This window comes from Gemmatimonadaceae bacterium, assembly GCA_016720905.1.
Classification (GTDB): Bacteria; Gemmatimonadota; Gemmatimonadetes; order Gemmatimonadales; family Gemmatimonadaceae; genus Gemmatimonas.
Genome location: JADKJT010000034.1, coordinates 244,002 through 270,460, shown reverse-complemented (window position 1 = coordinate 270,460; position 26,459 = coordinate 244,002). Strand labels below are relative to the sequence as shown.

22 protein-coding genes and 1 pseudogene are annotated in these 26,459 nt (G+C 64.4%); 6 read left to right on the top strand and 17 right to left on the bottom strand.

The genetic code is table 11. The features are described from left to right. Positions 1 to 44: 44 nt before the first annotated feature. Positions 45 to 833: a hypothetical protein gene (locus tag IPP90_22450; protein MBL0173397.1), complete on the top strand. Its 789-nt coding sequence runs from the start codon at positions 45 to 47 to the stop codon at positions 831 to 833. Here IPP90_22450 and IPP90_22445 read toward each other — a convergent pair. From IPP90_22445 to IPP90_22430, 4 genes are all read right to left on the bottom strand, one after another. Beyond that, positions 811 to 2,058, bottom strand: a complete 1,248-nt coding sequence (locus IPP90_22445; GenBank protein ID MBL0173396.1) for an ATP-binding protein — start codon at positions 2,056 to 2,058, stop codon at positions 811 to 813. The genes IPP90_22450 and IPP90_22445 overlap by 23 nt on opposite strands. Before the next feature lie 101 nt (positions 2,059 to 2,159). Next, entirely contained in the window at positions 2,160 to 3,935 is a 1,776-nt protein-coding gene (locus IPP90_22440) for a M28 family peptidase (GenBank protein MBL0173395.1), read from the bottom strand. Between the two features lie 34 nt (positions 3,936 to 3,969). Further along, on the bottom strand, positions 3,970 to 4,539 hold the full coding sequence (locus tag IPP90_22435; protein MBL0173394.1) for a hypothetical protein: 570 nt from the start codon (positions 4,537 to 4,539) through the stop codon (positions 3,970 to 3,972). 82 nt (positions 4,540 to 4,621) lie between these two features. Then, positions 4,622 to 5,668 (bottom strand): lyase, encoded by a 1,047-nt coding sequence (locus IPP90_22430; GenBank protein ID MBL0173393.1) that lies wholly within the window; start codon positions 5,666 to 5,668, stop codon positions 4,622 to 4,624. A 238-nt stretch (positions 5,669 to 5,906) separates the two neighbouring features. Between IPP90_22430 and mprF the strand changes: the two genes are divergently transcribed. Next, positions 5,907 to 8,528: a bifunctional lysylphosphatidylglycerol flippase/synthetase MprF gene (gene mprF / locus IPP90_22425; protein MBL0173392.1), complete on the top strand. Its 2,622-nt coding sequence runs from the start codon at positions 5,907 to 5,909 to the stop codon at positions 8,526 to 8,528. Next, positions 8,525 to 9,235 carry a hypothetical protein gene (locus IPP90_22420; GenBank protein MBL0173391.1) on the top strand — a complete coding sequence of 237 codons (711 nt, stop codon included), beginning with the start codon at positions 8,525 to 8,527 and terminating at the stop codon, positions 9,233 to 9,235. The genes mprF and IPP90_22420 overlap by 4 nt, the downstream gene beginning before the upstream one ends. Before the next feature lie 23 nt (positions 9,236 to 9,258). Here the strand turns inward: IPP90_22420 and IPP90_22415 are convergent, their stop codons facing one another. Beyond that, positions 9,259 to 10,503, bottom strand: a complete 1,245-nt coding sequence (locus IPP90_22415) for a HAMP domain-containing protein (protein MBL0173390.1) — start codon at positions 10,501 to 10,503, stop codon at positions 9,259 to 9,261. Positions 10,504 to 10,521: 18 nt separating this feature from the next. On the opposite strand from IPP90_22415, the gene IPP90_22410 reads away from it, so the two are divergent. Then, a complete protein-coding gene (locus IPP90_22410) occupies positions 10,522 to 10,827 on the top strand; it encodes a hypothetical protein (GenBank protein ID MBL0173389.1) in 306 nt (101 codons plus the stop codon). A 3-nt stretch (positions 10,828 to 10,830) separates the two neighbouring features. Here the strand turns inward: IPP90_22410 and IPP90_22405 are convergent, their stop codons facing one another. Then, positions 10,831 to 11,511 carry a response regulator transcription factor gene (locus tag IPP90_22405; protein ID MBL0173388.1) on the bottom strand — a complete coding sequence of 227 codons (681 nt, stop codon included), beginning with the start codon at positions 11,509 to 11,511 and terminating at the stop codon, positions 10,831 to 10,833. A 108-nt stretch (positions 11,512 to 11,619) separates the two neighbouring features. Between IPP90_22405 and IPP90_22400 the strand changes: the two genes are divergently transcribed. Continuing rightward, positions 11,620 to 11,880, top strand: coding sequence for a hypothetical protein (locus IPP90_22400; GenBank protein MBL0173387.1), 261 nt, complete (start codon positions 11,620 to 11,622; stop codon positions 11,878 to 11,880). Between the two features lie 28 nt (positions 11,881 to 11,908). On the opposite strand, the gene IPP90_22395 is transcribed toward IPP90_22400, so the two are convergent. The 3 genes from IPP90_22395 to IPP90_22385 all read right to left on the bottom strand — a co-directional run bounded on the left by IPP90_22395 (position 11,909) and on the right by IPP90_22385 (position 14,090). Then, positions 11,909 to 13,060 carry a UvrB/UvrC motif-containing protein gene (locus tag IPP90_22395; GenBank protein MBL0173386.1) on the bottom strand — a complete coding sequence of 384 codons (1,152 nt, stop codon included), beginning with the start codon at positions 13,058 to 13,060 and terminating at the stop codon, positions 11,909 to 11,911. A gap of 35 nt (positions 13,061 to 13,095) precedes the next feature. After that, complete coding sequence (locus IPP90_22390; GenBank protein MBL0173385.1) at positions 13,096 to 13,425, bottom strand: hypothetical protein; 330 nt, start codon at positions 13,423 to 13,425, stop codon at positions 13,096 to 13,098. Positions 13,426 to 13,565: 140 nt separating this feature from the next. Beyond that, on the bottom strand, positions 13,566 to 14,090 hold the full coding sequence (locus tag IPP90_22385; protein MBL0173384.1) for a hypothetical protein: 525 nt from the start codon (positions 14,088 to 14,090) through the stop codon (positions 13,566 to 13,568). A 94-nt stretch (positions 14,091 to 14,184) separates the two neighbouring features. On the opposite strand from IPP90_22385, the pseudogene IPP90_22380 reads away from it, so the two are divergent. After that, a pseudogene (locus IPP90_22380) lies at positions 14,185 to 14,933 on the top strand (DUF4159 domain-containing protein). 127 nt (positions 14,934 to 15,060) lie between these two features. Here IPP90_22380 and IPP90_22375 read toward each other — a convergent pair. From IPP90_22375 to IPP90_22340, 8 genes are all read right to left on the bottom strand, one after another. Beyond that, entirely contained in the window at positions 15,061 to 16,743 is a 1,683-nt protein-coding gene (locus IPP90_22375) for a TldD/PmbA family protein (protein ID MBL0173383.1), read from the bottom strand. 15 nt (positions 16,744 to 16,758) lie between these two features. Further along, a complete protein-coding gene (locus IPP90_22370) occupies positions 16,759 to 18,201 on the bottom strand; it encodes a hypothetical protein (protein ID MBL0173382.1) in 1,443 nt (480 codons plus the stop codon). A gap of 118 nt (positions 18,202 to 18,319) precedes the next feature. Next, the gene (locus tag IPP90_22365) at positions 18,320 to 20,089 is read right to left on the bottom strand and encodes a hypothetical protein (GenBank protein MBL0173381.1); all 1,770 of its coding nucleotides are present in this window, start codon (positions 20,087 to 20,089) and stop codon (positions 18,320 to 18,322) included. A gap of 1 nt (position 20,090) precedes the next feature. Next, complete coding sequence (locus IPP90_22360) at positions 20,091 to 22,229, bottom strand: hypothetical protein (protein MBL0173380.1); 2,139 nt, start codon at positions 22,227 to 22,229, stop codon at positions 20,091 to 20,093. Continuing rightward, positions 22,222 to 23,517, bottom strand: coding sequence for a BatA domain-containing protein (locus IPP90_22355; protein ID MBL0173379.1), 1,296 nt, complete (start codon positions 23,515 to 23,517; stop codon positions 22,222 to 22,224). Before IPP90_22355 ends, IPP90_22360 begins: the two co-directional genes overlap by 8 nt. A gap of 33 nt (positions 23,518 to 23,550) precedes the next feature. After that, positions 23,551 to 24,474 carry a DUF58 domain-containing protein gene (locus tag IPP90_22350; protein MBL0173378.1) on the bottom strand — a complete coding sequence of 308 codons (924 nt, stop codon included), beginning with the start codon at positions 24,472 to 24,474 and terminating at the stop codon, positions 23,551 to 23,553. A 20-nt stretch (positions 24,475 to 24,494) separates the two neighbouring features. Continuing rightward, a complete protein-coding gene (locus IPP90_22345; GenBank protein MBL0173377.1) occupies positions 24,495 to 25,481 on the bottom strand; it encodes a MoxR family ATPase in 987 nt (328 codons plus the stop codon). A 3-nt stretch (positions 25,482 to 25,484) separates the two neighbouring features. Continuing rightward, the gene (locus IPP90_22340; GenBank protein ID MBL0173376.1) at positions 25,485 to 26,441 is read right to left on the bottom strand and encodes a DUF1080 domain-containing protein; all 957 of its coding nucleotides are present in this window, start codon (positions 26,439 to 26,441) and stop codon (positions 25,485 to 25,487) included. Positions 26,442 to 26,459 lie beyond the last annotated feature (18 nt).

The window sequence follows — 26,459 nt, the reverse complement described above, 5'->3', positions numbered from 1 at the left end:
AGGCGATTCAGCCTGTCGTGCACTTCACTCGATCCCGCTCGATCATGATGCAGGCGTTGCGTACCATGCTGGGCTTCGCTGCGCTGTTCGCCAGCACGGCCAGGGCGCACGCGCAGGCGCCGGTGGCCACACCACACCGGGTTGTCCCTGGTGATACCAGCCTGCGTGCTGGCGACCTTCGGGTGGACACGCTGACGTATGCGCTGACTGGCTATCGCGACGGCGATGAGATCCCGGTGGGCACCATCACCGATATGATCACCCGCGAAGGCGGTGCCACGCCGCTGTTGCGGCGCGTGTTGATTGTGCAACGCGGCGATGCGCGCCTGATTGATTCCACGTTGTCGGATGCGCAAACGCTGGCGCCGCGCCAGCACCGTTCGTGGCAACCGCAGCGCCACCTGCAGTTGGATTTCAGCGGACTGCGCGTCCGTGGCAGCATCGGGCCACCGGACGCGATGGGTGCGGCGATTGACACCACCATTACGCGCTCCGCGTTTGACTCGGGCAACTGGGACCTGGTGCTGCGCGCGCTGCCGTTGGACTCAGGCTACGTGGCGACCTTTCCCGTGTACGATCTTGGAAACGGGTTTGCATCTGTATCAAGTGCGAGTGACTGGCGCCACCACCATGTATGGCGAGCGCGCCCACGTGGTGCTGTTCCTGTTGGGTGGGCAACAGGAGGTCACGGTGTGGATTGGCGCCACTACGCGGCGATTGCTGCAGGTGGAAACGCCGGTGGGGCCGACAACGATTTTGCGGCAGACGTTGCGGGTGGCGCGCACGCCGTAAGCGCTGTTAGCACACGCGTCAACGATTGGGCAGGAACGTGATAGGCAGTCGAACGCCAACATCCGACAGCGCCGCGTCGATGACCCAGGCGCGATAGAACGGGTCATCGAATATCACGGTGGTGTCGTCGCGCAGCAACACGGCGCGCTCGGTCAGCGCTTCGATGGTTTTGGAGATTCCACTCGCCTCGCCGAGCCCGTACTTGTCGCGAGTGTCCCGCTTGGTCAGTCCGGTGCCTTCAGCGGCAACCGCGCGCAGCACATTCTGCTGGAGACGGGTAAGCGATTTCCAATCGGCTTCGTAACTGGGATGACGTTGTCTCACGACGGCCCGCACGCCGTCATCGATGAGTGCCTCCGTTACCACAGCCCGCTCGCGAGCCAGTTCGGCGATCGACTCGGCCAGGGTACGCACATCCCGGGTACGTGGACCGGCGACATCGATAATGCGAAGACCCGCGCCGCTGCCATCAATCCCCATGATACGAAACCGCCGTTCGATCCACTTCGCAAAGTGATTCGATTCGATGGGGCCGATGTCGTACTTTCGTCCCAGATTATGCAGCGCGCCGCCGTCTTCAGCGTGCAGCTCCTGAATGAGACGGCGATCGGATCCGGCGAATGCATAGGTGACGTGTCTGTGATGCTGAATAGCCGCTCGCACCTGGCGCATCGCACTGACGCGCTGATTGCCCCGCCCTTCGCTGCCCAGTCGTTCTATCTCCTGAAACTCGTCGATGATCACGCTTAAGTGCGCCTTCTGACTGGTGGCAAGCTGTTCGAGCAAGTCAAGCGTTTCCACCAGCCGCTGCCGTTGCGTGCCAATCGGCGCGCCACGGAACTCAAGCTTGGGAACAGGAATCATGAGTCCGGTGGGAGATTCCGTGACTTCAAAGCCGAGTCTCAGCGTTCGACCCAACCGTGTGACGGTGTCTTGCCAGCGTCGGCCGAGCGTTGCGGCGGCGGCAGACGCAAGTCGCGTGGTCATGTCCTCGATGGTGGACGCCGTCCAGAGATCGACGTACAGCACCGGATGGCCAGCCTTGACCAGTTCGTCGCGGACCGCGAGCAGGATAGAGGTTTTGCCCATGCGGCGGAGCCCCGCGACCACGATATGACCGCGTGGTGTGCGCAGGCTTCTCGCGATTTCGGCGCGCTCCGTTTCGCGATTGGTGAAGTCCTCGCCGAGCACCGCCACACCGCCGCCGGCAAAACGGTTCGGCGCGGTGAGGGGATTGGCTTTCGCGGGGACGGCGCGGGGTTTCATCGGCAAAGGCGTAAACGTTCAATTAGAATAGGGCGTAACGTATCACTAATATTAGGTCGTAGTTAGGAAGGGCGCAACTACGACCTAATCTGACGGACCCCTCAGCGGCCCAGCTGGCCGAGCACCTCAGTGGCGACGCGTCGCACCCGTTCCTGCGCGGCCGCAATAGCGGCATCGAAGCCCACCGCGTTGACGGCCATGTCGGGGATCTTGGTCAGCGCTGCAACATAGTAGTCGCGCCACGCCTCAATGATGACGCGTTCGGCGGCCGCGGTCGATCCACTCTGGATGGCCTTGGCCGACAGGTCCCCTTGTGTGCGCAGTTCACGCACCGCCACGTCGGCCAGTTCGGTGAGTGCGGCCTTGGTAACGCCGGGTGTACCCGCCGTGAGCAGGAGGCCGGTGTTGAGCGCGCAGTTGCCGACATTGGTGAGGGTGGTGGCACTCACCATGTCCAGCCGATCGAGATCGGTGTGGTAGAACTGATCGGTAAAGTGCCAGAGTAGCACCGCGGGGATTTTCGCATTGAGAAACGGCGTGTGATCGCTGCCGCCCTCAAAGGGATTGGACTTGACCACCCAGCCGGTGGTGGCGGCACGATCGAGACAGCGTTGCCGCACAAAATCGTTGAACCAGTAGGCGCGAATGGCCGACGCGGCAATCGGACTGCCGCCCCATTCGGAGTGCTGATCTTCGCCACGTACCCACACGGCCGACGGGTCGGGCATCTTCTCGATGAGGAACGTGCCGCCGGTGAGGGCGGTGTTCTCGCCCACCATATCCAGCGACATGCCCCACTTCACGCCGGCCCGCCGCACGCTGTCTTCCTTGAGAAAGCGGTCGGTGGAACGAATTTCGTCGCCCCACAGAAACGTGAGTGTGCGCGCCGGATTGACCTGTCCGCGCTTGAACATCACGGCGGCGGTGCGTGCCATCTCGGCCAACAGTCCCACGCCGGACGCATTGTCGTTGGCACCAGGTTCCTGCACGTGCGCTGAATAGACAAAGCGTTCGGCGGGACGCAGCGCACCGCGAATTTCTGCCACCACGGTGCGTTCGGGACGCGACTCGAATTGTGCCTTCACCATAGCGCGCACTTGCACGGGGCCAGCGGAGAGCGCGGCCTTGAGTGAATCGCGCGACGCGGACGACACAAAGATCACGAAGCCACGATTGACCGTGTCCCGGGTGACGCTGGTGAATTGAATGGCCGTGGTGTTCTTGGTTTGCTGATTGTAGGCGGGCAGTTTCTGCGCGGCCAGCATACCCAACGCGCCCCGTTGCATCACCTTGGGGAATACCGCGCGGAAGTTGCCGTCCACCAGCGCGATGGCGCCGGTGAGATCCTGCTTGGCCAGCTCGGCGTCAGTACCGGCGCCAATATCAATGACGCGCGCGGTCACGCCGCCCTCGGGCGTGGACCACGAGTTGATGGCGATCATGTTGTGATTCGTGGCCCAGGTCATCAGCGGCGCGTTGCGTCCGATAATGGTGAGCGACGCATCGTCGGGCGTCCACGCTGGCGCGGTCATGGGTCGCGACTCCACGCGGAAGACGAGCCGATCTTTCGTTGTCGCGCGCGACTCGGGCACATAGCCGGCTGCCGTGAGCAGTGCCGCGACGGTATCGATAGATGCATCGAACCCGCGGTTGCCGGGGAGTCGGAAGAACTGCTCGACGAATCCCACCGTGGTGCGTGCACGGTCCCCGGAGAGCTCGCGGCTTATGGGCCCGCTGAGCGTGGCGAATGCCGGTGGCACGACGCGCTTGCTGGCGCTCGGTGTTTGTGCGGCGAGCGGACTGGTGCTCACGATACACGCCAGAAGCACCGCAGCAAGCGCACTCACCCGAAACGGCAACACGGAAGGATTTGTCATCCGCCACCTCGGCGGTTGAAAGACTCGTTCGTGGTCAGCGTTTACTGACAATCACGAAGCGCGTCCAGTTGGCAGGTACGTCTTCTATCGAGCGCGCGAGAATTTCGAGACCGTATCGCTGTGCGGCCGATTCGCCGGCCACCGCGCCGATGGTTCGATCACCCTGTGCTGCCACGTCGCAGGCCGCTCCGGCCGTGTCGGCGTGCGGTTCCGGGGCAAGCCATCCATGACGAGCACAAAAGATACGACACTGGGCAAGTGCCATGGGATGGCTTCGAATGACTCGCAGGTTGGCGAGTGATGCGCCAGGCGGCGCCATCAGGCAGAGATGGATGACCACCCGAAGTTCGCCGTGGCGGACCAACTGTGCCTCATGGGTGTCGAGCGCTTCGAGCGCGATGTGCACGGGTCCCGCGATGGCATTTTCTACGGGAATTGCAGCAAAGTCAGCGTTGTCGGACAGTACGCATTGGACAGTGCCTTCAAACGTGTCATTGGGAACCGAAACGGCGCCATCGGGCCATTGCTGTTGAATTGCCAACTCACTGAACGCGCCGAGTGCGCCCTGGAATGCCACACGGGGCCGCGGTGCGGCAGTGTTCACGATGCCGTCGTGGGAAACGGGAGAGGAAAGACGTGAGAATGAAGATGGGAGCGCTGCGAGTCAGCGAAGTACGCGCAGGTCTTCATCCAATTGGGCGCGCGGTCCCTTTGGGCACCACGGCGCGCCCGATTGTCCCGCGATCACTGCCGAACCAGATGGATCGCGTTGCCTTGTCGAACACCATGTGTCGCACCGTATTCGGCGTGGCCGGCCCAAGGTCGGTGCGCGAAAAGAATTTCGTCGAGCGGGGATCGAATCCCACCAGGCGATTGGGTTGCGAGCCGGTTTCGACAAACCACAAGCGGTCCTCGTCGTCGACCGTCATGGCGTAGGGGAGTGACACCGCGCCACCGGGCATGGGCCATTCGCGCACGTTGCCGCTGACGGGATCGAGCCGGCCCAGAAACCCGCGCGTGTAGTCCACGTACCATACGCCACCGTCGCTGGTGAGGGCGATGCGTCGGCCGCGGGCACGCGCGTCGGGCAGGACATACTCACGCACACGCAACGATGTGGGATCGATGGTGCCGATCTTGTTGGTGCCGAACAGGTTGAACCACGGGCGTCCGCTGCGATCGATGACAATGCCGTACGGTCGTGCCGCCGGTGTGGACATGGTGAGCAGCGAGACTTTGCCGGTGGCCGGCACGAGATGACCCACCATGTTGCTGTTCTGCAGCGTGAACCACAGATCACCCTTCGCGTCGAAGGCGATCGTGTGCGGGTCTTTGGCGGCGGGGTCGGGCATAGGATAGCGCGTGATGACCCCGGTGCGTCCATCGATGCGGCCGATCATGCCGTTGCGATTGCCGGTGTACCAGGCGTTGCCACGCTCGTCTATCGAAACGGAGTGTGGGTACGTTCCGCTGTCGATTTCAATGCGGGTGAAGGCGCCGGTTTTCGGATCGAGTCGGGCCACGTAATTGCCCGCTTGTCCTACAAACCAGACGCGACCGCTGGCATCGAGTGATGGATCCCGCGGGGTGGTCTTCTCCCACGGCACCGTCCATTCGGTGAGGCGCACGGTGTCGGCCGTTGTCGCCGTCGTCGGTTGCGCCGAGATCGCGCCTGGTACCATCAGCACGGCGCTGCATGAAAGGATGGCGAGGCGAGCGGGCAACGCAGTCATGAGTGAGGCCCTCGGTCAGGCGGTAGGTCGTGTGCGGGCACGTCTATTCGGGCGCCGTTGAAACCCGCTGGCACTAAGATAGAACTCGCCCGTACCGTGTGAAGGGGTGTCTGGCGTAACAAACGGACGTGCGACTGCGGTTAATCGCGCCGCAAGGTTGACCGGTTCTATTCAAGGGGTCTGGATCGCGCGATGGCGGTGCAGGCCCTTGGGATTCACTCCGGTGTACCAGACCCTCATGACCCATCCGGCAACCGCCGAGTCGCTTCCGAGCGCGTCCTCGTTGCACGGCGAGTCTGTCGCCTGGCGTCGCTGGCTGCTTCCGTTGACGTCACTGGTCATTCTCGTCATTGCCGGGATTGTCGTGCGCGATGAATTGCACACCACGACCTATCACGCCGTAATGCACACGCTGTCGACGTGGTCGCGTCGATCACTGCTGGACGCACTGGCGCTGACCGTGGCATGCTATGCGGTGCTGCCCCTGTATGATGTGCTCGGGCTGCGCTACGCGCGCACCCCGATTCCGCTGCGCAAGTCGCTGCAGGCATCGCTCTTCGCATACGCGTTCAGTCAAACGCTGGGTTTCGCGGCGATTACCGGCGGGGCGTTTCGATTGCGATTCTGGACCGAGAGCGGACTGACCACATCCGACGTGGCGCGCGCCGCGACGTTCTCCGCCATTGGTTTCTGGATCGGCTTGCTGGGCGCGTCCGGACTGGCGCTGACATTCGAGCCGCTACCGTCGGCCGCCATTGCGTATGCCTCGTCCACCGTGTTCCGCGCGATCGGTATCGGCCTGCTGGGTGTTGTCCTGTCGTATCTGGTCCTGGCCAGCGTTCGACGACGACCCATCGTCATTGGCGGTGTCGCACTCGCCCCGCCGGGGGTCGTCCTGACGGCGCTGCAGGTTGCCGTGGCCGCGGCGGACTGGACCCTGGCTGCTGCGGTGCTGTGGGCGCTGCTCCCAGCCACACCCGGTCTGGGATTCGTGGCATTCCTCGGCTCCTTTGCGTTGGCGCAGGCGATCGGCCTGGCCAGTCACGTGCCGGGCGGTCTGGGCGTGTTCGACTCCCTCATGGTTGTGTTGTTGACACCGGTGATTGGCGCACCGCTCGCGATTGCGGCGCTGGTCGCGTATCGCGCGGTGTACTACCTGCTGCCGTTCATGATCGCGGCGTTGATGCTGGCGGTCATGCTGGCGCGTCGACGTCAACGGGATCTCGCCAATGCCGCGCGGTTCACAGCACGACTGGCGGGGCGATGGGGGCCGACGGTCCTCCCGACAATCCTCAGTGCGGCGACTTTCATTGCCGGGCTGATTTTGCTGCTCTCCGGTGCCACCCCGGCGGAACGTTCGCGCGTGGCCGCGCTCGAGCGCATTCTGCCGCTGGGCGTCATCGAAGTGTCGCATCTGACCGGCAGTCTCGTCGGTGCGGCGCTGGTGGTGCTGGCGTGGGCGCTTCGTCGACGTCTCGACGCGGCGTGGGTACTGAGTGTCATTGCGTTGAGCGCCGGCATCGTCGCGTCGCTGCTCAAAGGTCTCGACATCGAGGAGGCGTTGATCCTGGCGACGGTGCTGACGGTTCTGATCCCCAGTCGGGCGGCATTTCACCGACGTGCCGCGCTGCTCGCCGAACCACTCGAGCCCGAATGGGTTGTCGCGATTGTGGCGGCCATTGGCGCGAGCGTGGCGTTTGGATTGTTCGCGTACCGACACGTGGAATACGACAGCGATCTCTGGTGGCGCTTCAGTCGGCACGCGGACGCGCCGCGATTCCTGCGTTCGACGTTCGTGGTACTGGGCAGCACGGTCATTCTGGCGTTCTGGCGCCTGATGCGACATGCGCCGGCCGATCCCGTGTTGCCAGACGCCGTTACCCTGATGCGTGCCAAGGGTATCGTGCTGCGCGCGTCCGATACGCGCGCGAATCTGGCATTGTTGGGCGACAAGGCGCTGCTGATGGACGATGCGGATCGATCGATGCTGATGTATGGCGTGGAAGGTCGAAGCTGGGTTGCGCTTGGGGATCCGATTGGTGATGTCGACGCCGGTGACGAGTTGGCGTGGCGGTTTCGCGAGTTGGCCGATCGACACGGCGGCTGGACGGTGTTCTACGAGGTCGGCACGTCCCGTCTGCCCCTGTACATCGATCTTGGGCTATCGCTGCTCAAGCTTGGCGAGGAGGCGCTGGTGCCCTTGGCGGATTTCAGTCTTGACGGCAACACGCGCAAAGGACTGCGCCGAGTCATGAAGGATGCGGAGAAGCGGCAGGTCACCTTTGAGATCGTCCATGAAACCGATGTTCCCCCGTTGCTCCCGACGCTCGCGTCGATTTCAGAGGCTTGGCTGGAGGAAAAGCATGTGCGCGAAAAGGGATTCTCCCTGGGTCGCTTTGATGCCGACTATTTGGCGCACCAACCGATCGCGTTGGTGCGGCATGCGGGGACGCCTGTGGCGTTTGCCAATGTGTGGCGCGCGGGCAATCGCGCCGAGCTGAGTGTTGACTTGATGCGCTGGACGCCGGTGGCGCCGCCGGGCGTCATGGACTTCCTGTTCACGAATCTCATGCTGTGGGGACACGCCGAAAGCTACGCCCACTTCAGCCTCGGCATGGCGCCGTTGTCGGGGCTTGAGTCGCGGGCGCTGGCCCCACTCTGGAACCGTGCCGGTGCGTTCGTGTTCAAATTCGGCGAGCACTTTTACAACTTCCGCGGCTTGCGACAGTACAAGGACAAGTTTGATCCCATCTGGGAGCCGCGCTATCTGGCATCGCCGGGGGGATTGGCGTTGCCGCGAATTCTTACCAATGTGGCCGCGCTGATCTCGGGCGGATTAGGAGGCCTGGTGCGCAAATGAAGCGACTCGTGCACGGACTCTCGCTGGTCTCAATGATTGCGTTGCACGTACCGACGATGGCGGCGCAGATATCGCCTGCTTCGTCGGTGGCCGACCTGCCGCTTATCTGGGTGGCACCACAGGGTGTCAGTGCACATGTCACCGCGGTGCTGCTCAGCGGTGATGGCGGGTGGGCGGAGCTGATCAAGGAGGTCGCGGACGGTCTTGCCGCGCACGGCATTGGCGTAGTCGGATTCAACTCGCGGGCGTGGCTGTCGAAGCCCAGAACACCGGAGGCCACGGCCGCGGCTGTGGTGCGCGCCATCGATGCGGCGCAGCGTCGATGGCCAGCCGATCGACTGCTGCTGGTGGGCTATTCCCGTGGCGCGGACATGGCGCCGTTTGTCGCCACCCGGTTACCTCAGCCGCTCGCGGCGCAACTTGCCGGCATTGCCATGTTCGGTCTGGCGCCGATGGCCAGTTTCGAATTTCATCTCATCGACTTGGTGAAGGACACGCGTCGAGCCAGCGACATTGCGATCGAGCCGGAACTCGAAAAGCTACGCGGCACGCGCATGGTGTGCGTGTATGGCACGGACGAGGAGACATCTGGTTGTCGCGACGACTCATCGGGGCTGATGACGAAGGATGCGCGCCCGGGTGGCCATCACTTTGACCGCAATAGCAGTGCGCTGGTGGCGCATGTGCTGGCCCTGCTGGTCAGGTGATTGTCAAACCAGAATCGGTCTGCTCAGTCTCGCAACAGGGTAACACGAAACGCTGCGCCCGTTGTGGTGTTGTCGAGGACGATCTGCCCGCCGTGCGCATGGGCTATGGCTTGTGCGATGGCCAATCCCAGCCCGGCGCCGCTGGCCGTTGGCACGCGACTCGTGCCTGACGACAGACCCTCCCCCGCGTCAACCGCACCCCGGACAAAGCGATCGAAGATGCGCGGGCGCAGCTCTGGCGGGATACCCGGACCGGAGTCGGCAACGACTATGACGACGTGCGACGCAGTGTTGCGGAACGCTACCGAAATGGCGCCATCCCGCGGTGTGTGCTTCAGCGCATTGTCCAGCAGGTTCAGCAACAGGCGTCGGAGCAGCACCGGATCCCCATCCACGAACACGGCATCGCGATTGTCACCAGCATGCTCGAGTGTCAAGCGCATATGCTGGTCGTCGGCGATGGTCCGCACACTACGAACGCTCGCCGCAAGCAACTCGCCAATGTCAACCCGCTCGCGTTGGTGAATGGGGCTGGCCGCATCGGCTCGCGCCAACAGAAAGAGATCGTCGATAATGCGGGACAGACGCACCGACTCGTCGCGAATGATCGCCAGGGCGTCCCGATACTCGGCTTCTGCGCGCGTGGGCATTTGCAGTGCCACGTCCGCTTCTCCGCGCACAATGGCGATGGGCGTGCGCAGTTCATGCGACGCATCAGCCACGAACTGCCGCTGAACACGAAAGGCGACATCCACGCGTGCCAGGAGATCGTTGACCACCGTGGCCAGGCGACCCAGTTCGTCGTACGGATTGCTGACGGGTAGGCGTTCGTCCAATGTAGCGGCGGAAATGCGCGCCGCCGACGCCGCCATTTCCTCCACGGGCGCGAGACTGCGTCGCGCCAGCAGGTAGCCGGCGAGGATGGTTACGGCGAGGGCGAAGGGAATGGCCAGCAGCAGCGTGGTGCGCACGCGGTCCAGCACGGCCACGTCCTCTTCATCGGAGCGCAGGACGCCAACGATGAGTGCGGGCTCCAGGGAATCGACGATCCCCGGGCCGACGCGGACGAGTGCGGCGCGCCAGATCTGATCGTCGATGGTCAGCGAGCGCAGCAGGGTCTCGTTGCCGAGCGGCTTGAGGCGCAACAATTCGCGCACAGGCGGTGACAGCGCCACGGTGTCGGGGTCAACCGGGGGCGTCGGCGCGATGTGCGCCCCGGGGCGCGTGTTGGTGCGTCGGCGGGTGGGCACGCGATTGGCGGCCACCACGCGCGCGCGTCATCCACGATGAGTACATCGAAATCGCCGATATGGAGCTCGCGTAAAGCGTCGCGTACGGCCGTCCGCACCACGCGCGTGCTGTCTGCGATACGGCGTGCACCCTGTCGTTCCGCGAGCACGGCACCGGCGATGGCGCGCGCCGACTCGCTGACGGTGGTGTTGGCGCGCGCTTGCAATACGCCGCGCATGGTGATCCACGAGGCGACGCCAAAGACACTCAACAGCAGCGCCAGCACACTGGCGTTCCAGAGCGTCAGTCGAAGCCGGATCGAGACGCGCACTGGCGTGGATCGGCCGTTGCTCATACCGTAATGCTCACGGGGGCGCCGTGGCCGAGAGCACGTATCCCGCGCCGCGACGTGTATGCAGCATGGCGGGCCACGGCGCCTTGTCGATCTTGCCCCGCAGGCGATTCACGTACACTTCGACGGCATTGGTAAAGGTGTCGTGATTGTCATCCCACACGTGGGCAACGATGTCGGCGCGTGACACGACTGTGTTTGCCCGTCGAGCCAGGAGTTCAAGCAGCGAGAACTCCTTGGCGGTGAGTGCAATGGGCATGCCAGCACGCGAGACGGTGTGCGCCAGCCGATCGATTTCGAGGTCGCCCACCCGCAGCACATCGGACTGGAGGTTTTCAGGACGACGCAGCAGGGCGCGCAACCGGGCCAGAAGCTCACCGAAATCGAATGGCTTGTTGAGATAGTCGTCGGCGCCACTGTCCAGCCCTGTAATGCGATCGGCGACCGCATCGCGTGCGGTGAGCATCATGACCGGCGTGCGCATGCCGCGGGCACGCAACTCCTTGAGCACGGCGAACCCGTCGAGGCCGGGGAGCATGACGTCGAGGATGATCGCGTCGTAGCTGTTCACAGCGGCCTGCACGATGGCATCCTTGCCGTTACCCACGACATCAACGGCATACGTCTGCTCGCGCAATCCGCGCGCAATCAGTGTGGCCAGCCGCGGATCGTCTTCGACAACCAGCAAGCGCATGGGATCGGCGTTAATCGGTGATTAAGGTGGCCACAGGTAGACTCTCCTTCGTCAACAGCGTCGCATTTCGCGATGGCCACGGACATAAAGACTAACCAGGAGTCTCCTATGAACCGCATCCGTTTCAGCCTTGTCGCCGCCTCGCTCGTATTTGCCGGCGTGGCCGGTGCCCAGCAGCCAACCGCCAAGAAGTTGGCTGACAAGCCCGTGGCTGTGAAGACGGCCGCGAAGCCGTCAACGGCGAAGGTCGACACGACCAAGAAGACGGACACCACCAAGCACGTCGCCAAGAAGGGGAAGAAAGGCGCGATGGCCAAGATGGACACCGCGAAGAAAGGGGTGCCCGCGACGCCGAAGAAGCCGAGCTGAGCGGCGACAACAACCGTCCCGTCCGACCCTATCGCGGGTTGGCGGGACGGGTTTTGGCGCGCTCATCCGCGCGTCGACGGAACCAGCTGGCCACGAGATAGAACTCATCGAGATCGTGTGACGGGATGTCGGCGCCGGAAGGATCCGGGCCGTCGAAGATTCGTCGCGCCAGCGTTTCAAGTTGACTGCGCGCCTTGGCCGTGGATGGGGCGCGAACCTCGGCTCGTACCGTGCCGCGCCGCACGAGATACACCATTCGCTGTCGTCCACGCCACGGGCGTGATACCGAAATGAGTCGGTCCATATTCGCGTGAAAGTGCTGTACGCGTTGATGCAACCAGCGCACGCGTTCCAAGCGGTCGCGCAACACGGCCGCGCGCTCGAACTCCAGCGCCGCTGACGCGGCCTGCATGGCGCGTTCCAGATTATCGACGGGCGCGTCGGATTTCCCTTCGAGGAAGTCGCGAATCTGCGTGGCCTGCGCGCGATACGCCGCGCCATCACCAGCGCCGATGCAGGGACCGGCACAGGTGCCGAGCTCGTGACGCAAGCAGCCGGGCGCCCGGGTGCGCGTGGGTCGCCGCGCCGACACAGCGCCGCCGGTCTCGCTGTCAAACCAGAGTGTCGACGTTTTGGCTGTTGGCGCGGCTTCTTCCAGCGCGCAATCGCGGAGCCCCGTGGCGTCGGCCAAGGCACGCACCGCTTCGCGCAGCATGGAGACTTTGCGAAATGGCCCGAACATCGCGATGGCGGACGGGTCGTCGGAGCGTGGGACGACCGTTACACCCGGAACCGCGCCGCCGGTGAGCGCGATATACGCCCGTGGCCAGTCGTCGGTCACCATCATGCTATTGAACTGCGGACGATGCTGCTTGATGAGCCGCAGCTCGCGAAGCAACGCGCTGAATTCGCAGTTGGTGTATTCCCACTCGATAGCGAACGCGTGGCGCAGAATACGAGCGGCCTTGTCCCGACGCTTTGTGGCGCGGAAGTACGAGAGCAGGCGCGTGCGCAGCCGGCGCGACTGGCCGACATACAATACCAAGCCAGTGGGCCCCAGCATGCGATAGACGCCCGGCGCATTGGCGCAATCGGCGCGCACGAGATCGCGCAACGCCCGGCGCTGCGCGGGCGTGGAGAGCGGGGGACGGACATGGAGACGGACGGGCGGTGCCACCATCGAACGTTACGTCGCTCGGCGCGACGAGGGAATTGCTAGTCGGTTTGGTCCATGTCCACCTGTCCGCTGAGTTTGCGGGACAAGTGTGACCAGCTCATGCCGACGGCCAGCAACAGCGCCGTGCAGATGAGGACGACGTAGGTGATGCCACGGGCGGAACTGGCGCTGACCACGCCAAAGTCGAGCAGCATCCAGACGATGCCGCCGGAGATGGCCAGGACGAGGGCCGATCCGGCGATACCGATGGAGCGACGGGTGGCGGTGAGAACACTACCCAGCCGGCCACCAACGCGATGCCGGCCAGGAACTTGACCGAGGCGGGACCGGTGCCCGGCGTGCCGCCCAGGAGTGGCGCGATGGCCCAATGGTAGAACGACTTCCCTTCGGGGTTGTAGGTCGCGAATACGAGGATGAGTGCCGAGACTGCGCGAAGCGCAATTCCGCCGATACTGGGTCCGGTGGCCATGGATGTGGTCGGGCGTGGGAAGTCAGTGGAATGGCGCGGTCAAGCCGCGTGCGTCGGCCGTCGTAGTATGAACCTGCGAAAGACTGCCGCGAGGCACCAGAGCGCCGTGACAATCACCAACAGGAACTTCACGGAAGCACAGGCTGCGGCGAGATGAGCCAAGGTATCGCTCGCGCCATGGTCAATCATGCGCCAGAGCGCGAGGTTCTCAGTGGCGTCGAGCGGAATACAGAGCAACACGGCACGACGGAGGACTGCGCCCACGCGATCAAAGGTGACGGCAGGCGGCACGCGAAGGAGCAGTGCCACGCCGGTGGCGAACATGAGGGGATAGGCCAGCAGAAATGCAAAGTCGATTCCCAGACTGACCTTGGCGATTTCGAGTGCGTCGGCCAAGCGCCAGGCGTCGAGGTAGGTGCTGGCTTGCGTGGCAGACCAAGCCAGTTCGTAGCCGACGATCCCGCCGGGGGTGTCCACCGTGCGCAGGGTTTCGTCGAAGCCGCGCAACTGGAGCATCAGGATAAGCGACAGGGTCGCGAAGAACAGCCAGGTGAGGAGGCGCATGTAGATTTATTCTGGCACGTGTACCACAAATTTGCCTGTTCCCGGTCGAACTCCTCACGACTCCATTCTGCCTATCCTCGTGGCGCTTGACCCGATGAGCCCCGATAGCGACTCGCCCCGTGTCTCCCGACGCGGCTTTCTGGCCCGACTGGCCGCGGTCTCCGGCGCACTGGCGCTAGGCACCAGCCTCCCCACGCAGGCGGCGGTTGCCGAAAGCACACGTGGACGTTTCTACGAGTTTGTCTTTGCGCGGCTGCGCTACAACTCGGGCGACTGGGACTACAACCCCAAGGTGTGCGCGAATCTGCTGGACGCGGTGCTGCAGTACACGCAGATCCCGGTGAACCAACAGGAGATTGTGATCACTGCCGACTCGGCCGAGCTTTCCGCGTTCCCGTTCTTGTTCATGACGGGCCACAGCTGGTGCGGTTCAGCGAGAAGGAGCGGCAAGGGCTGGTGCGCTACGTGGAAAACGGCGGACTCTTGTTTTCCGACGACTGCAATCACGACGTGAACGGACTGTACGCGAAGACGTTTGAATCGGAGATGACGAAAGCGTTCGGCCCGAACGCGATGCCCAAGTTGCCCAGACAGCACGCGTTGTACTCGAGCTTCTTTGACTTTCCGGAAGGACCGCCACGCACCACGCACGAGTTGAACGGGTGGGGCGACAACATTGTGCATGACTATCTGCGCGGTGTGGAGCGGCGCGGGCGCATAGGTGTGCTGTATTCCAACAAGGACTACGGCTGCGAGTGGGACTATGACTGGCGAAATAAGCGGTTTCGGACGAAGGACAATACGAAGTTCGGGGTGAATGTGGCGGTGTACGCGATGACGTGAGGGGAGACGGGAGACGGAAGACGGGAGACATCCAGCTGGCTGCATCAAGCCGGCCCCGGATGTCTCCCGTCTCTCCTTCTCCTGTCTCCCGTCTTACTGATCGAACGCCGCCCCCACCTGGATCTACCTAATCAAACGCCGCCCCTACCTGAATCTTCCTGATGCACAGCCACGGCGAGCCGTGCGAAATGCTGTTCGTCTGCGTGGGCTGACCCTTCGCGTCACCACCTGTGCCGTGCATCTGCCACTCCTTTGGCCCGGTGATGCCGTCGAGGTTGTTCCAGAAATCGGTGGTGATGGCGTTGTACGTCACGTCGGTGACCTGACGCGTGATCTTGCCGTTCTTGATTTCCCAGAAGATGTGGCCGCCGAACTGGCCGTTGTAGCGCTGCTGGTCGATGGAGTAGCTGCCGCGGCCGTCGATCATCACGCCATCCTTCACGTCTTCAATGAGCTGTTGACGCGTAGGTGAGTTGGCCGGTCCCGGTTCCACATGCACGTTGGGCATGCGCAGGAACGGATAGTCGCGCCAGGTGCTGCCGAACGTGCAGCCGCGGCTTTCCTTCTCGCCCATGAGGTGTGCCGTTTCGCGATTGGTGGTGAGACCCACCAGCACACCATCGCGAATGAGCGGCCACTTCTGCGTCTTCACGCCGTCGTCGTCAAAGCCCACCGTGCCCAATCCGGTGCTGGTTTTGTCGGCAGTGACGTTGAAGTGCTTGGAGCCGTACTTGAGTTTGCCCACATCGGAAATCTTCACGAAGCTTGTGCCGGCGTAGTTGGCTTCGTAGCCCACAATGCGATCAAGCTCAGTGGCGTGCGCCACGATCTCGTGAATGGTGAGCATCGCGTGCGACGGCGACAGAATGAGATCCTTCAGCCCGCTCGACCCCAGTGGTTTTGCCGTGCACATCTCCACCGCATCAGTAGCCACTTGCTCGGCCTGATCGAGGAAATCACAGTTCTCGGCGAATTCCCATCCACCGGTGCCGGCAACACCCGGATAGTTTCGCGTGCTGGTTTTGTCGCCCACCTTGGCCGTGACAGACATGGTGGGTGACGTGGTGTACAACTCCTGCTCGATGTAAGAGCCCTCGCTGCTGGCATAGTAGCGCCACTCGTACCCATGACTGGCCGTCACGTTCACCGCCGTGACGCCGACAATCTTGCTGGCCTTGTCGACGATGGCCTGCGCCCACGCCTGCTTGTCAGTGGCCGAAACCGACGAAGGATGCTTGATCATCGGCGTGATGTAATTCTGCTGGTACGCTTGCACCGGCGCCAACTTGAGATCGGCTTTCTTGGCGATGGCACTGGCTTTTGCCACTTCGGTGGCCACGCGGGTCACGCGACGAAGTTCGTCTTCGGTGACAATGGGGCTGGATGCAAATCCCCACACACCACTGTGCACCACGCGCACGCCAAAGCCGCCGGCCTGACGATCGGCATCGGTAGGAACGCCGACACCGCGCGCACCGCCACGTCCGCCGCCGCCACCACCACCGCGTCCACCGCCACCGCCGCCTCCGCCGCCAAACCCACCACCACCGCCAGCACCTGCGCCGGCGGTGCGGAAGCTGGCAGTGCCGCCGGGCAGTGACGAATTCATGGTGAAGCGCACGTCGGCGTAGGTGCAGCCGGCCAATTTCGCCTCACCCAGCACGATGTCGGCGAGACCTTTGAACTTCGTTTCCATGACCCGGCCTTTCGGCGAGTCGGCGATGATCTGTCCAAGCAGATCACGCGAATACAACGACAGCGCGGCACCGGCGCCAAACTTCTTGATGAAATCGCGACGAGAAGAGCTCATGATATATCCTGTCGTTTAGACGGCGGGGGAGACCGACGTCATATAGAACTCCTCGATCCGCACCGGCGGCACGAGCGCGGCGTTGCCGCTGTCGAATGATTCGCCCAACAACATCGGCACCGGCTTGCCTACGAGCGTGAGATTGTTGTAGGCAACCAGTGGTGACATGTTCCAGCGGAAATTCTGCGCCGGGCCAACGATCTCGCCGTTCTCAATGAGAAAGAGACCGTCGCGCGTCATGCCGGTATTGAGCAGTGGTTGTCCCTGCGACGGCACACCGCGGATGTACCAGAACGAGGTGACCAGCAGCCCACGCTTTGTCTGCTTCACCATCTCGTCGACGGTGAGATCGGTACCTACCTGCACGAGACTCTGATTGGTGGTTGCACCAGCGCCCGCGCCGAGTGTACGCAGCACGCCGTTCTCCACCCACGTGACCGGAGCGGCCGGTTTGTTGTCGGGGCCAATGGTGGACTGACGCAGAATCTGATTGCCGATGTCGCTCTTGAGCGTGAACATGTCGCTGAAGATCTTGTCACCGGGCTTCTTGCCCTGCATGAAATTGCCGGCGCCGCCGAGTCCACCAAACCCACCGCCACCGCCACCGCCGCCAGCGGCGATTGCCGCTGCTGCATCGGGAGGGAGACCGCCCGGCGGTCCACCCGCGCCACCACCCGGTGGGCCACCGCCACCGCCACGACCACCACCAAACCCGCCGCCACCGCCGAAGATATTGGTCATCAGCGACAAGAACCGGGCACTCGCACGCGACTCAAGGATGACCGTGTAGCGTCCCGGCTCGAGGGCCTTGGCCTTGCGACTGCGCAGCGCCTTGTTGGCGGCCGACTCCGTGAGAGCCTTCGCGTCGATCATGCTGAAGTCCTTCACGCCACTGATGGCGGCGAAGCCCGAACCGCTGCCGTCGGCCATGCGACAGGTGAGCACAAAGCCCAGATCGGCCGAGCGATAGTAGGCGAAGAGACCCTTGGAGTTCGCGCTGCAGTTGGCAATGTCGTTCTTGGGGATGTAGCCGGCACCCACCACACCCTTTGATGCGGCGACATCGAGGCTCTCCTTCACCAACCGCGCGCGTTCAGCGGGTCCCACGGCCACCATGTTGGGCAGCGCGGAATCGACCGGGATGTACTCCTGCAAGCCCAGCAATGCCGGCAGCATTGACGAATCGGTGGCCTTCTGCGCCTCGGCCATGGCTTCATCGACCATGGCCTTGAGGCCGGCGTCACTGGTGTCGCGCGTGCTGGCATTGCCGACTTTCTGGCCGATGCGCACCGTGGTGGTCACGTTGCGGTCGAACTGCACCAGATTGGTGGTGATGGACGAGTTGGCCCATCGGGTGCCGGATCGTTCACCGCCGGTGAACTGGACCTCGACGGTGTCGGCTTTCGCCATGTCGATCACCTTGTCGGTGATGGCTTTGACCTGTTCGCGTGTGTACATGCGGCGGGAGACGGGAGACGGGAGACGGAAGACGCGGCGTGCGGGACGGGTAGACACCTTACGTTCCATCGTAGCGCTTCGCTGACGGCGGGCGGAAGAGGGGCTGCCAATTAGCGACCTACGCCAACCCCCGTCGGCGTCGAATCCACCACTCGGCGGCCAGCGCGAACGCGAAGGGCACAATCCACCAGGGCGATCGCATGGGGTGCCATTCCGTCATGCGCGGGACGGGGCGCAGCACCCCGTCGAGGGCGGCCTGCAGCGACTGGAGGCTGTCGGCCGACACGACGGGTCCGCCGCGCGAGGACGCCCACGCAGCCAACAGTTCGGGATCGTTGTTGGCGTCCGCGGCCACACTGGGCGCTATAACCAGTGGCGTCCGCACCGTGTCGGCGCCCTGATGCACCAGCACCTCGTAGAGACCGGGTACCGCGGGCGCCCGAAATGAGGCGGTGTGCGGCGAGCCGCCATCAATCGCGTGGACCGTCAATTCGGAGGTCTCGGACGCGAGAGATGCGCGGATAGGCGCACCGTTCGCCGAGTCTCGCGGCACAATGGTCATTACCACAGTCGCGCGCGGCGTGACGAGGCGGGATGACAGACGGACGTCCAGCGGCACCAGTCGCTGACTCGCCGCTTCGTCGATGATGTCGCGCCACGTGGCATCGAAGGTGGATTGGGTCGTGTCGCGATAGCGCCAGGCGTCGAACGCGCCGCTGATAACCAGCTGCCCGAGACCCACGGGGACCCGCCACACCACTGTCTGCACATCCTTCGCATCGGTGCTTGCCGAGCGCAGCACGACAAGGGGCACGGCATTGACGCCGAGTCGCCGCGGCACGCCGACCGACATGCCCTTGAGCCTCACCGGTTCACGCCCGAAATCGTTGGACGCGGATGCGGTGAGTTCAGCAGGCACACGGCGGGATACGGTGTTCCACCCGCCGAAATCCTGGAGCGCATCGGCCGGACCATTCACCGCGTGATCGGCCAGCATCAGGACGCTGGCACCGCGCGCGCGCAGCAGTGTGGCAAGGCCATCGACATCGCGCGCGAGGAGCGCATCCGGGGCGCCGATGACAACCGCGTCGAACGCGCCGGTGCTGGCAATGGCGTCGAGCCCTGCGGGTGGTCGACCGGTTTGTCGACTGACATTGGTTGACGTGATGATGCGGCTGGTAACGGCAAACCGCGGATCACGCTCCAGCGCGCGTCGAACGAATGTGGACATCCACGACGGGCGTCGATCGAAGAAGAGCACCGACCACCGCTGCTCATGCACATCCACCAGCACATCACTGCGCACCGTGTCCGATTGTTCGGATACGAACGCTCGCGCCTGCACCACGGCCGGACCCACTGCCGACGGGACGAAGGCGAGTGGTATGGTGAGCACCGTGTCACGAGCGGTCGGGATGCGTTGCCTCGCGATGACGACGCCAGCGCGCGTGGTGAGCTCGACATGAATGGTGCCCGGCGTCGCGTCGCGGCTGTGCGTCGCCAACGTGATGAGTACGTCCACACGCGATTCCAGCATGGCTTGCGTCGGAGCGGTGATGCGACGGATCACCACTGAGGGCCTGCCCGATCCCGGTGCCACCACCACCACGGGCGATGCCATCGCGTTCGAACTGGCAGGAAGCCGTGCCCCCACCAGGACCGTGCCTATGGCGGAAGGGAGCGGCGCCGGGACCACGGTGTAGTCTCGCTCCAGCAACTGCCGAGTGCGTGCAATGAGCGCGCGGTCGGCCGTGGTGTCCGCCGCCACCAGCGATAGTATCGGCCGCGTGCGGCGCGAGGTGGTGACGGCCGGATCGACCACTGCGGCGACGGCGATGAGCAGCGCCACCGCACGCAGCAACCACTCGAGCCAAGAAGGACGCGGCACGTTACGGTCGCCCGCCACGCGTGGCGGCGCGGCCCGTATCGCGTCGTGCCGACTCAATCAGCGACTGGAGTCGACGCTGTTCTGAGGGAAGTGGCGCGGGCGCGGCGGGCCGCAAATCAACACGCTGGATGGTCGTGATCGCGGTCGCGGCGGAATCGAGGAGTGCCCGCACACGCGGCGAGGCTGACGACGCACTGAACGCCGCGCCCGCAGCCGCGAGCTGCGTGGCAATGCGCTGTGCCGCCGCCGATGAGGCGTCGATCTGCAGCACGCGTTCGGCGAGTGCAGTGAATCGTCCAGCGTCGGGTGTGGCTTGGTCGCCCAGTGCGATCACCTCGCTCAAAACGCCACGCCACGCCGCGCGCCGTGCATCGCGCTCGCCATCGGGTACGGACATGCTGCTGCGCGCGATGCTGTCGAGTCGCCCAGTGAGGCGTCGCGTGGGATCGAGCTGTTCACGCTGGGACAACGCCCGCATGAGGAAACGCGACCGGGCAAAGGCCTCCTGCAGCTGCGACAGTGCGCGCCTTTCGCTGACCAGCGCCGGTGCCAGATCGGCCGTATTGAGCGCCACCGCAGCGCGACTCATTGCGCGAACAGCAGCCAACAGTGCGGTGCGTCCGCGATTGACCATGCGCCCGGCCGCCAGATCACTTTCGCTTTCGGCCTCATGCGTTTCGTCCAGTTCGTCCATCGCCGCGTCACCTGTGACCTCCTGGGCAAATTCACCGCCCATCATGAACACGAACTCGGCGCGCACGCGCCGCTGTTCACTGGCGATTTGCGCGGCCTCGTCGGCCAGCGCAGCGGCAGGCACCGTCGCCCGCTTGGCGATCAGCCTTTCCGTCTTGAGGATGACCATCTGCTGGCTCAGCGCGTAGCGATCTTCATCCGGATCGAGCGAGAACCCCAAGGCGGCGATTCCGCCGGGCGCAGCGAGTTCGGCGATGTACGCATCGGATTCGACCGCCGGCGATCCCGGACGTCTGTCGGTCGCGACCGCGCGATACACTACCAGATCGCCCGGTTCCTGCAGCAGTGGCTCGAGCGCCAGCGCCGCGCGCGCCGACCATTGGGTCGCCTTCGTCCGCCCAATCGCGACGGGTACTTCACCCTCCGAGAACGAATATCGTTCGCCGGAACCCGACACCTTCGTGTACCGCAGTCGCAACGTGCCAACGGCGAGATCGTCATCGGCTTCAAGGCGCACATCGAGTGTGCGCCGGGCATCGGGGATGATCATGTCGCGCGCTGGTGCCACAATTCGAACCCGCGGTGCCTCGTCGGTCCGCACGGTCACTCCGATCAATCGGCGCGGTCCGACGCGTCCGTCCGTGGTGCGCGGTTCGAGAGCCACGAATCCATCCAGCGTCGCGGAGAATGTCATGCCAAACGAACCGCCCGCATTGCGGACGAGTGCCTGCGTGCCCTGTCGGGTGACGGCCACGATCGTGTCGGCGTTGGCCGCGATGGTGACCGTCACCACGCTGCCGGCCAGCGCGTCGATGCGCACCGGGTCACGCGCCGTGGTCACGGTCTGCCCCGCATAGTCCGGCGGTGCGATGCGCACCTCCACTCGCTGGATATCGATCCGACCCGTTACCGCAGCGATGATCGCAGCGGGCGAAGGCAACGGGCGATCGGAGTTGGTCCGCCGGCTGAGCGCCACACTGCCGGCCCACAGCAGCACGCTGCCAGCGAGCCACGTGATACGGCGCGCCGCAGGAAAGAGCGCGCGCACGTCGATGTCAGCCGAAAACTGTTCAGCGCGTTGTTGCACCAGCGAGGCGACCGCGCTGGTCACCTCGACGTGACGCTCACCGGACGGTGACAGCAGTTCGTGCGCGGTGATAAGCAGGTTGCGTGCGCCAGGCGCACGCTGCTCGATTTCGTGGGCCACCCGCGCCCTGCGCCGTGATGATCGCCACCATGCGAAGGCGGCCCCGACGGTCGCGCCCACGGCCAGCGCGACCACCGTCACCATGGTGCTGTCGGGTGTTCCGCGCCCGGTCAGGTATCCGCGTGCCTGCCAGAGCGCCGCCAATGCCACTCCCACGGCCGCGCCGCCAAGGGCGGCGAGCACGCCGATTCGCCGTGACGCGTGGCCAAAGAAGGTGCGCAGGACCGACGCGTCAGGCATCAGTAACTGCCGCGGTGGTCGACGGGACTGGTATCAGCGGCGCGCGTCGACGTATCCATGTCTCGATGCCCAACAGCAGGAGGACGCCGAGCCACAGAAACCGCGCATCGGAAGGTCCGCTGTCAGCACTGCCAGAAGGCACCGCGGAGGAGACGCGAGCGGCGGCCGCCGGAAGACGCTCCCACTGCCGGAGGCGTTCATCCGTTGGCGCTGCATCGCGGGTATCTCCCCCCGCAATGACGGCCGATGTCCTCGATGCCGACAACAACAGCGCGGCAGTCACCAGTGCTTCGGCCGGCGCGCGCGAGGTGAGCAACAGGCGTGCGTTGCCATTCGCGCCGTCAATGGACGCGGCCGTCACGACGGGCGCCTGATTGGCGGCCCGCACCACGACCACCTCCGGGCCCCGCAACGCGCTATCCGGTACGGCAAGGTCGGCCGCCGCGCTGACCAGCGTCGTGTCCCGATGCAGCGCGTACACGACATCTCCCATCCACGGTGCCGAGAGCGGTCGAGCGGATGCCGACCATGCGTGCCCACTGTCCGCCCCTGGGGACGCAATGACAATCACCCGCGCGGCCACGTCGGCTGACGATGCGTCTGTCAGCGCCGTGCCGCCGAGCGCGCGTACCGCGTTGCGCACGATGTTGGCGCGGGCCGGAGTGAGGGTGTGCGCCCACCGAACGAGGGGAACGACCGCATCGGACGCCGCTGCCGCACGCGCGAGGGTGTCCGGCACGGGCGCGCGCACCAATCGCACTGTGATGTCCGACGGAATTGAAAGGAGATCGAGCGAGTCGAGCGCGCCGGAAGGAAAATCGGAGACGATGATCAGCTCCGCGCGCCCGCGCTGCATCTCCAGCCACGCCACCGCCCCCGCGAGGGCCTCGCGCGGTGCTGCCGATTCGATGCGCACCGTGGTCGCGCGGTCGTCTTCCAGACCAGCAAGCTGTTGCTCGAGCGTCGAGCGCACGACGCGATCGCCGCGCCATGACGCCGTATCGATGACCATCGCGCGTGCCAAGGACGTCGACGCCAGGGAAGTGCCGGAACGCCAAAGCGGCTGCGCCAGCGCGGCGACGGCCACGGCCACCACCGCCATGCGCACGAGCAGCAACAGATGGTCGGTGAGGCGAGTGCGCCGCGTGGGCAACAGTCGCGAGACGTCAAGGAAACGCAGGGACGGGAATGCCTCGACACGCGCCGGGCGGCGACTGAACAGATGCACGAGGATCGGCAAGGCCACGGACAGCAATCCGATCCAGGCCCACGGATTCTGCCAGCGCACTAGCGGCTCCGCCGTATGAACGAGGCGATACGCTCAGCGCTGCGTCGCATGCTGCGCACTGGGCAGGCTTGGCGACGATTGTCGCGCCGAACGCCGCACCAGATAGTCGCGCAACGCGCGTTCGGGCGCGTCGCTGGTGTCCAGCAGGCCGTAGTCGATGCCTTCATGTTGCGCGAACGCGCGGCAGCGTTCAAGAAACTTTGTCATCGCGTCCCGATAGGCGGGTGCCGCGGTCGCCGGTTCAACGAGTCGGCGGGCTCCTGACTCCAGGTCGCGCAGTTCCACTTGCGTGGTGAACCGCAGCTCTCGTTCCTCCGGCGCAACCACCTGCAACATGGCCACATCATGACCGTGCCGAACGACGTGACGCAATTCCCGCTGCGTCTCCGACTCCTCGTCATAGAAATCCGACAGAACCATCAGGAGTCCGCGGCGCTGCAACAATTCCGCTGCGCGACCGATCACCGTTGCCGGCTGCCACGCCCCAACCGGGGACAATCCGTCGATCTTCGCAATGAGTGAGCGCAGGTGAACACGACCGCTGCGCGCCGGCAGGTACGTCAGTGCGCCCTCGGTCATGGTCATGAGACCGACCGCGTTGCCTTGTTCGGACGCCAGATAGGCGAGCGCCGCCGCCATGATGGATGCATACCGAAACTTCGAGAGCCCCGATTCCGGAAACGCCATTGAAGCGCTGGTATCGAGCACCACCATCACCGACACGTTGGTGGTCTCGCGGAACTGGCGCGTGTACAGCCGGTTGCTGCGCGCGTACACCTTCCAGTCGAGATACTTGAGATCGTCGCCGGCGCGATAGGGCCGGTGCTGCTGAAAGTCGGCACCATACCCGTGAAACGGACTGCGATGTCCACCCACGCGCAGCCCCTCCACCACGACACGCGCGGCGAGTTCGAGATCGTCAATGGCCGCGACTACGGCCGGTGAGAGCACCGTCATGCGTGTGACCGCACGGTCACCTACGGACGGACTGCGGCGAGCAGGAACCCGATCACCCGGTCGGCCGACACGCCGTCGGCTTCAGCGCGAAAGTTCACGAGCAATCGGTGACGCAACACCGGCAACGCGACGCGGGTCACGTCGTCCAGCGAGGGGACGGTGCGTCCATCGAGCAATGCGGCCGCCTTGGCGCCCAGTATCAGTGCCTGCCCCGCACGCGGCCCCACGCCCCAGCGCACCCACTGCCGCACCTCGGCCGGACAGCTTGCATCATCAGGGCGCGTGGCGCGAATGAGTCGCAGCGCGTAGTCCACGACATTGGCCGCGGCCGGGAGATCGCGCACCAGGCGACGTGCCGCCTCGAGCTCGGCACCTGTGGCCACCTGCGACACGGTGCGATCGGCGCCGGTGGTGGTGTCGGACAGTATGCGGCGTTCATCGTCGGCATCGGGATAGTCGATCACGACATTGAACATGAAGCGATCGAGCTGTGCTTCGGGCAGCGGATGCGTGCCCTCCTGCTCGATGGGATTCTCCGTGGCCAACACGAACAACGGTCGCTCCAACGGATAGCGCACACCGCCCACGGTCACCTGATACTCCTGCATGGCTTCGAGCAACGCCGACTGGGTGCGCGGCGGCGTGCGATTGATTTCGTCGGCGAGAATGATATTGGCGAACACCGGACCGGCGATGAAGCGCACGTGTCGCTTGCCGGTGGCCACGTCCTCTTCGATGACTTCCGTGCCGAGGATGTCGGACGGCATGAGATCAGGCGTGAACTGAATGCGGTTGAACTTGAGCTGCACCGCATCGGCCAGGGTCTTGATGAGCAGTGTCTTGGCCAGGCCGGGGACGCCGCGCAGCAGACAGTGTCCACCCGCCAACAGACAGATGAGCACTTCCTTGCGGACTTGTCGCTGTCCGATGATGACGCGACCGATTTCGTTGTCGAGACGGGTGGCGAGGGCAACCGCACGATCAAAAGACAGGGCGACTTCGTCCATGCGCTACCGGGCCCCTGACTTGGCCGGCGTGATGATCATGTTGCGATACGCCACGGGACCATGGTCGCCCTGCAGATAGATCGGACCCGGAGCGCTCTCATCGCTATCCAGTGCGCCGCCGGTGATGCCGGGGATGGTCTGGTCGCCAATGATGGTCTTGCCGTTGAGTACCACGGTGACGCGCCGTCCAATCAGCGTGATATCAAAGGTCTGCCACACGTCGGGGCCCCTGGCGACGTTCTCGTTGGGAACGAGGAATCCATAGATGCCGCCAAGGTGCACCGGAAGCGGCTCAAGATTGCCCACATCTTCCACCTGCACTTCATAGCGACCGCGCAAATAGATGCCGCTGTTGCCGCCTTTCGGGTACTTGAACTCGACGTGCAGCTTGAAGTCGTTGTACGTGGCGGTCGTGATGAGATTCGAACCGCCTCTCGCGTTCTGCAACACGCCGTCGACGGCCTTCCACTGGTTGGTGCCTTCACTGGGCTTCCAACCGGCGAGGTCCTTGCCGTTGAACAGCGGGACGGGTGCACCCCACACGACTGGCGCTGACCGACGCAACAGTGGCGCGCGCTTGCCGGTGAACGGCTGCTTCTCGCCGTTCGGGTTGGTGATGGTTCCGGTGAGCGCGTCAGATTCCAATACGGCTTCGAACTTGAGGTCCGTTTCCTCGCGATCCCACTGCGGGGGAATGGCGAATCGCATCGTGCCGTTGGCGAATTCCACCCGGGCGATGGGTCTGGCGCTGCCGCCCCCACCCACGAAACGGCCCACCAGCGTTCGAACCCCCGACAGGCTGACTTCAACCCATGACGGGTAGGCGCCCGCCGTCCCTTGGACGGTGAGATCCCATCGCCCGATGATTGGTGCGGTTGCCTGAGCCTGGGCGGTTCCGGCCACTGCGCCAACGAGCAGCGCGCACGCAGCGAGCGAACGGAGTGGAGCGATGATTCGCATGGGGAGGATCTTGGGTGA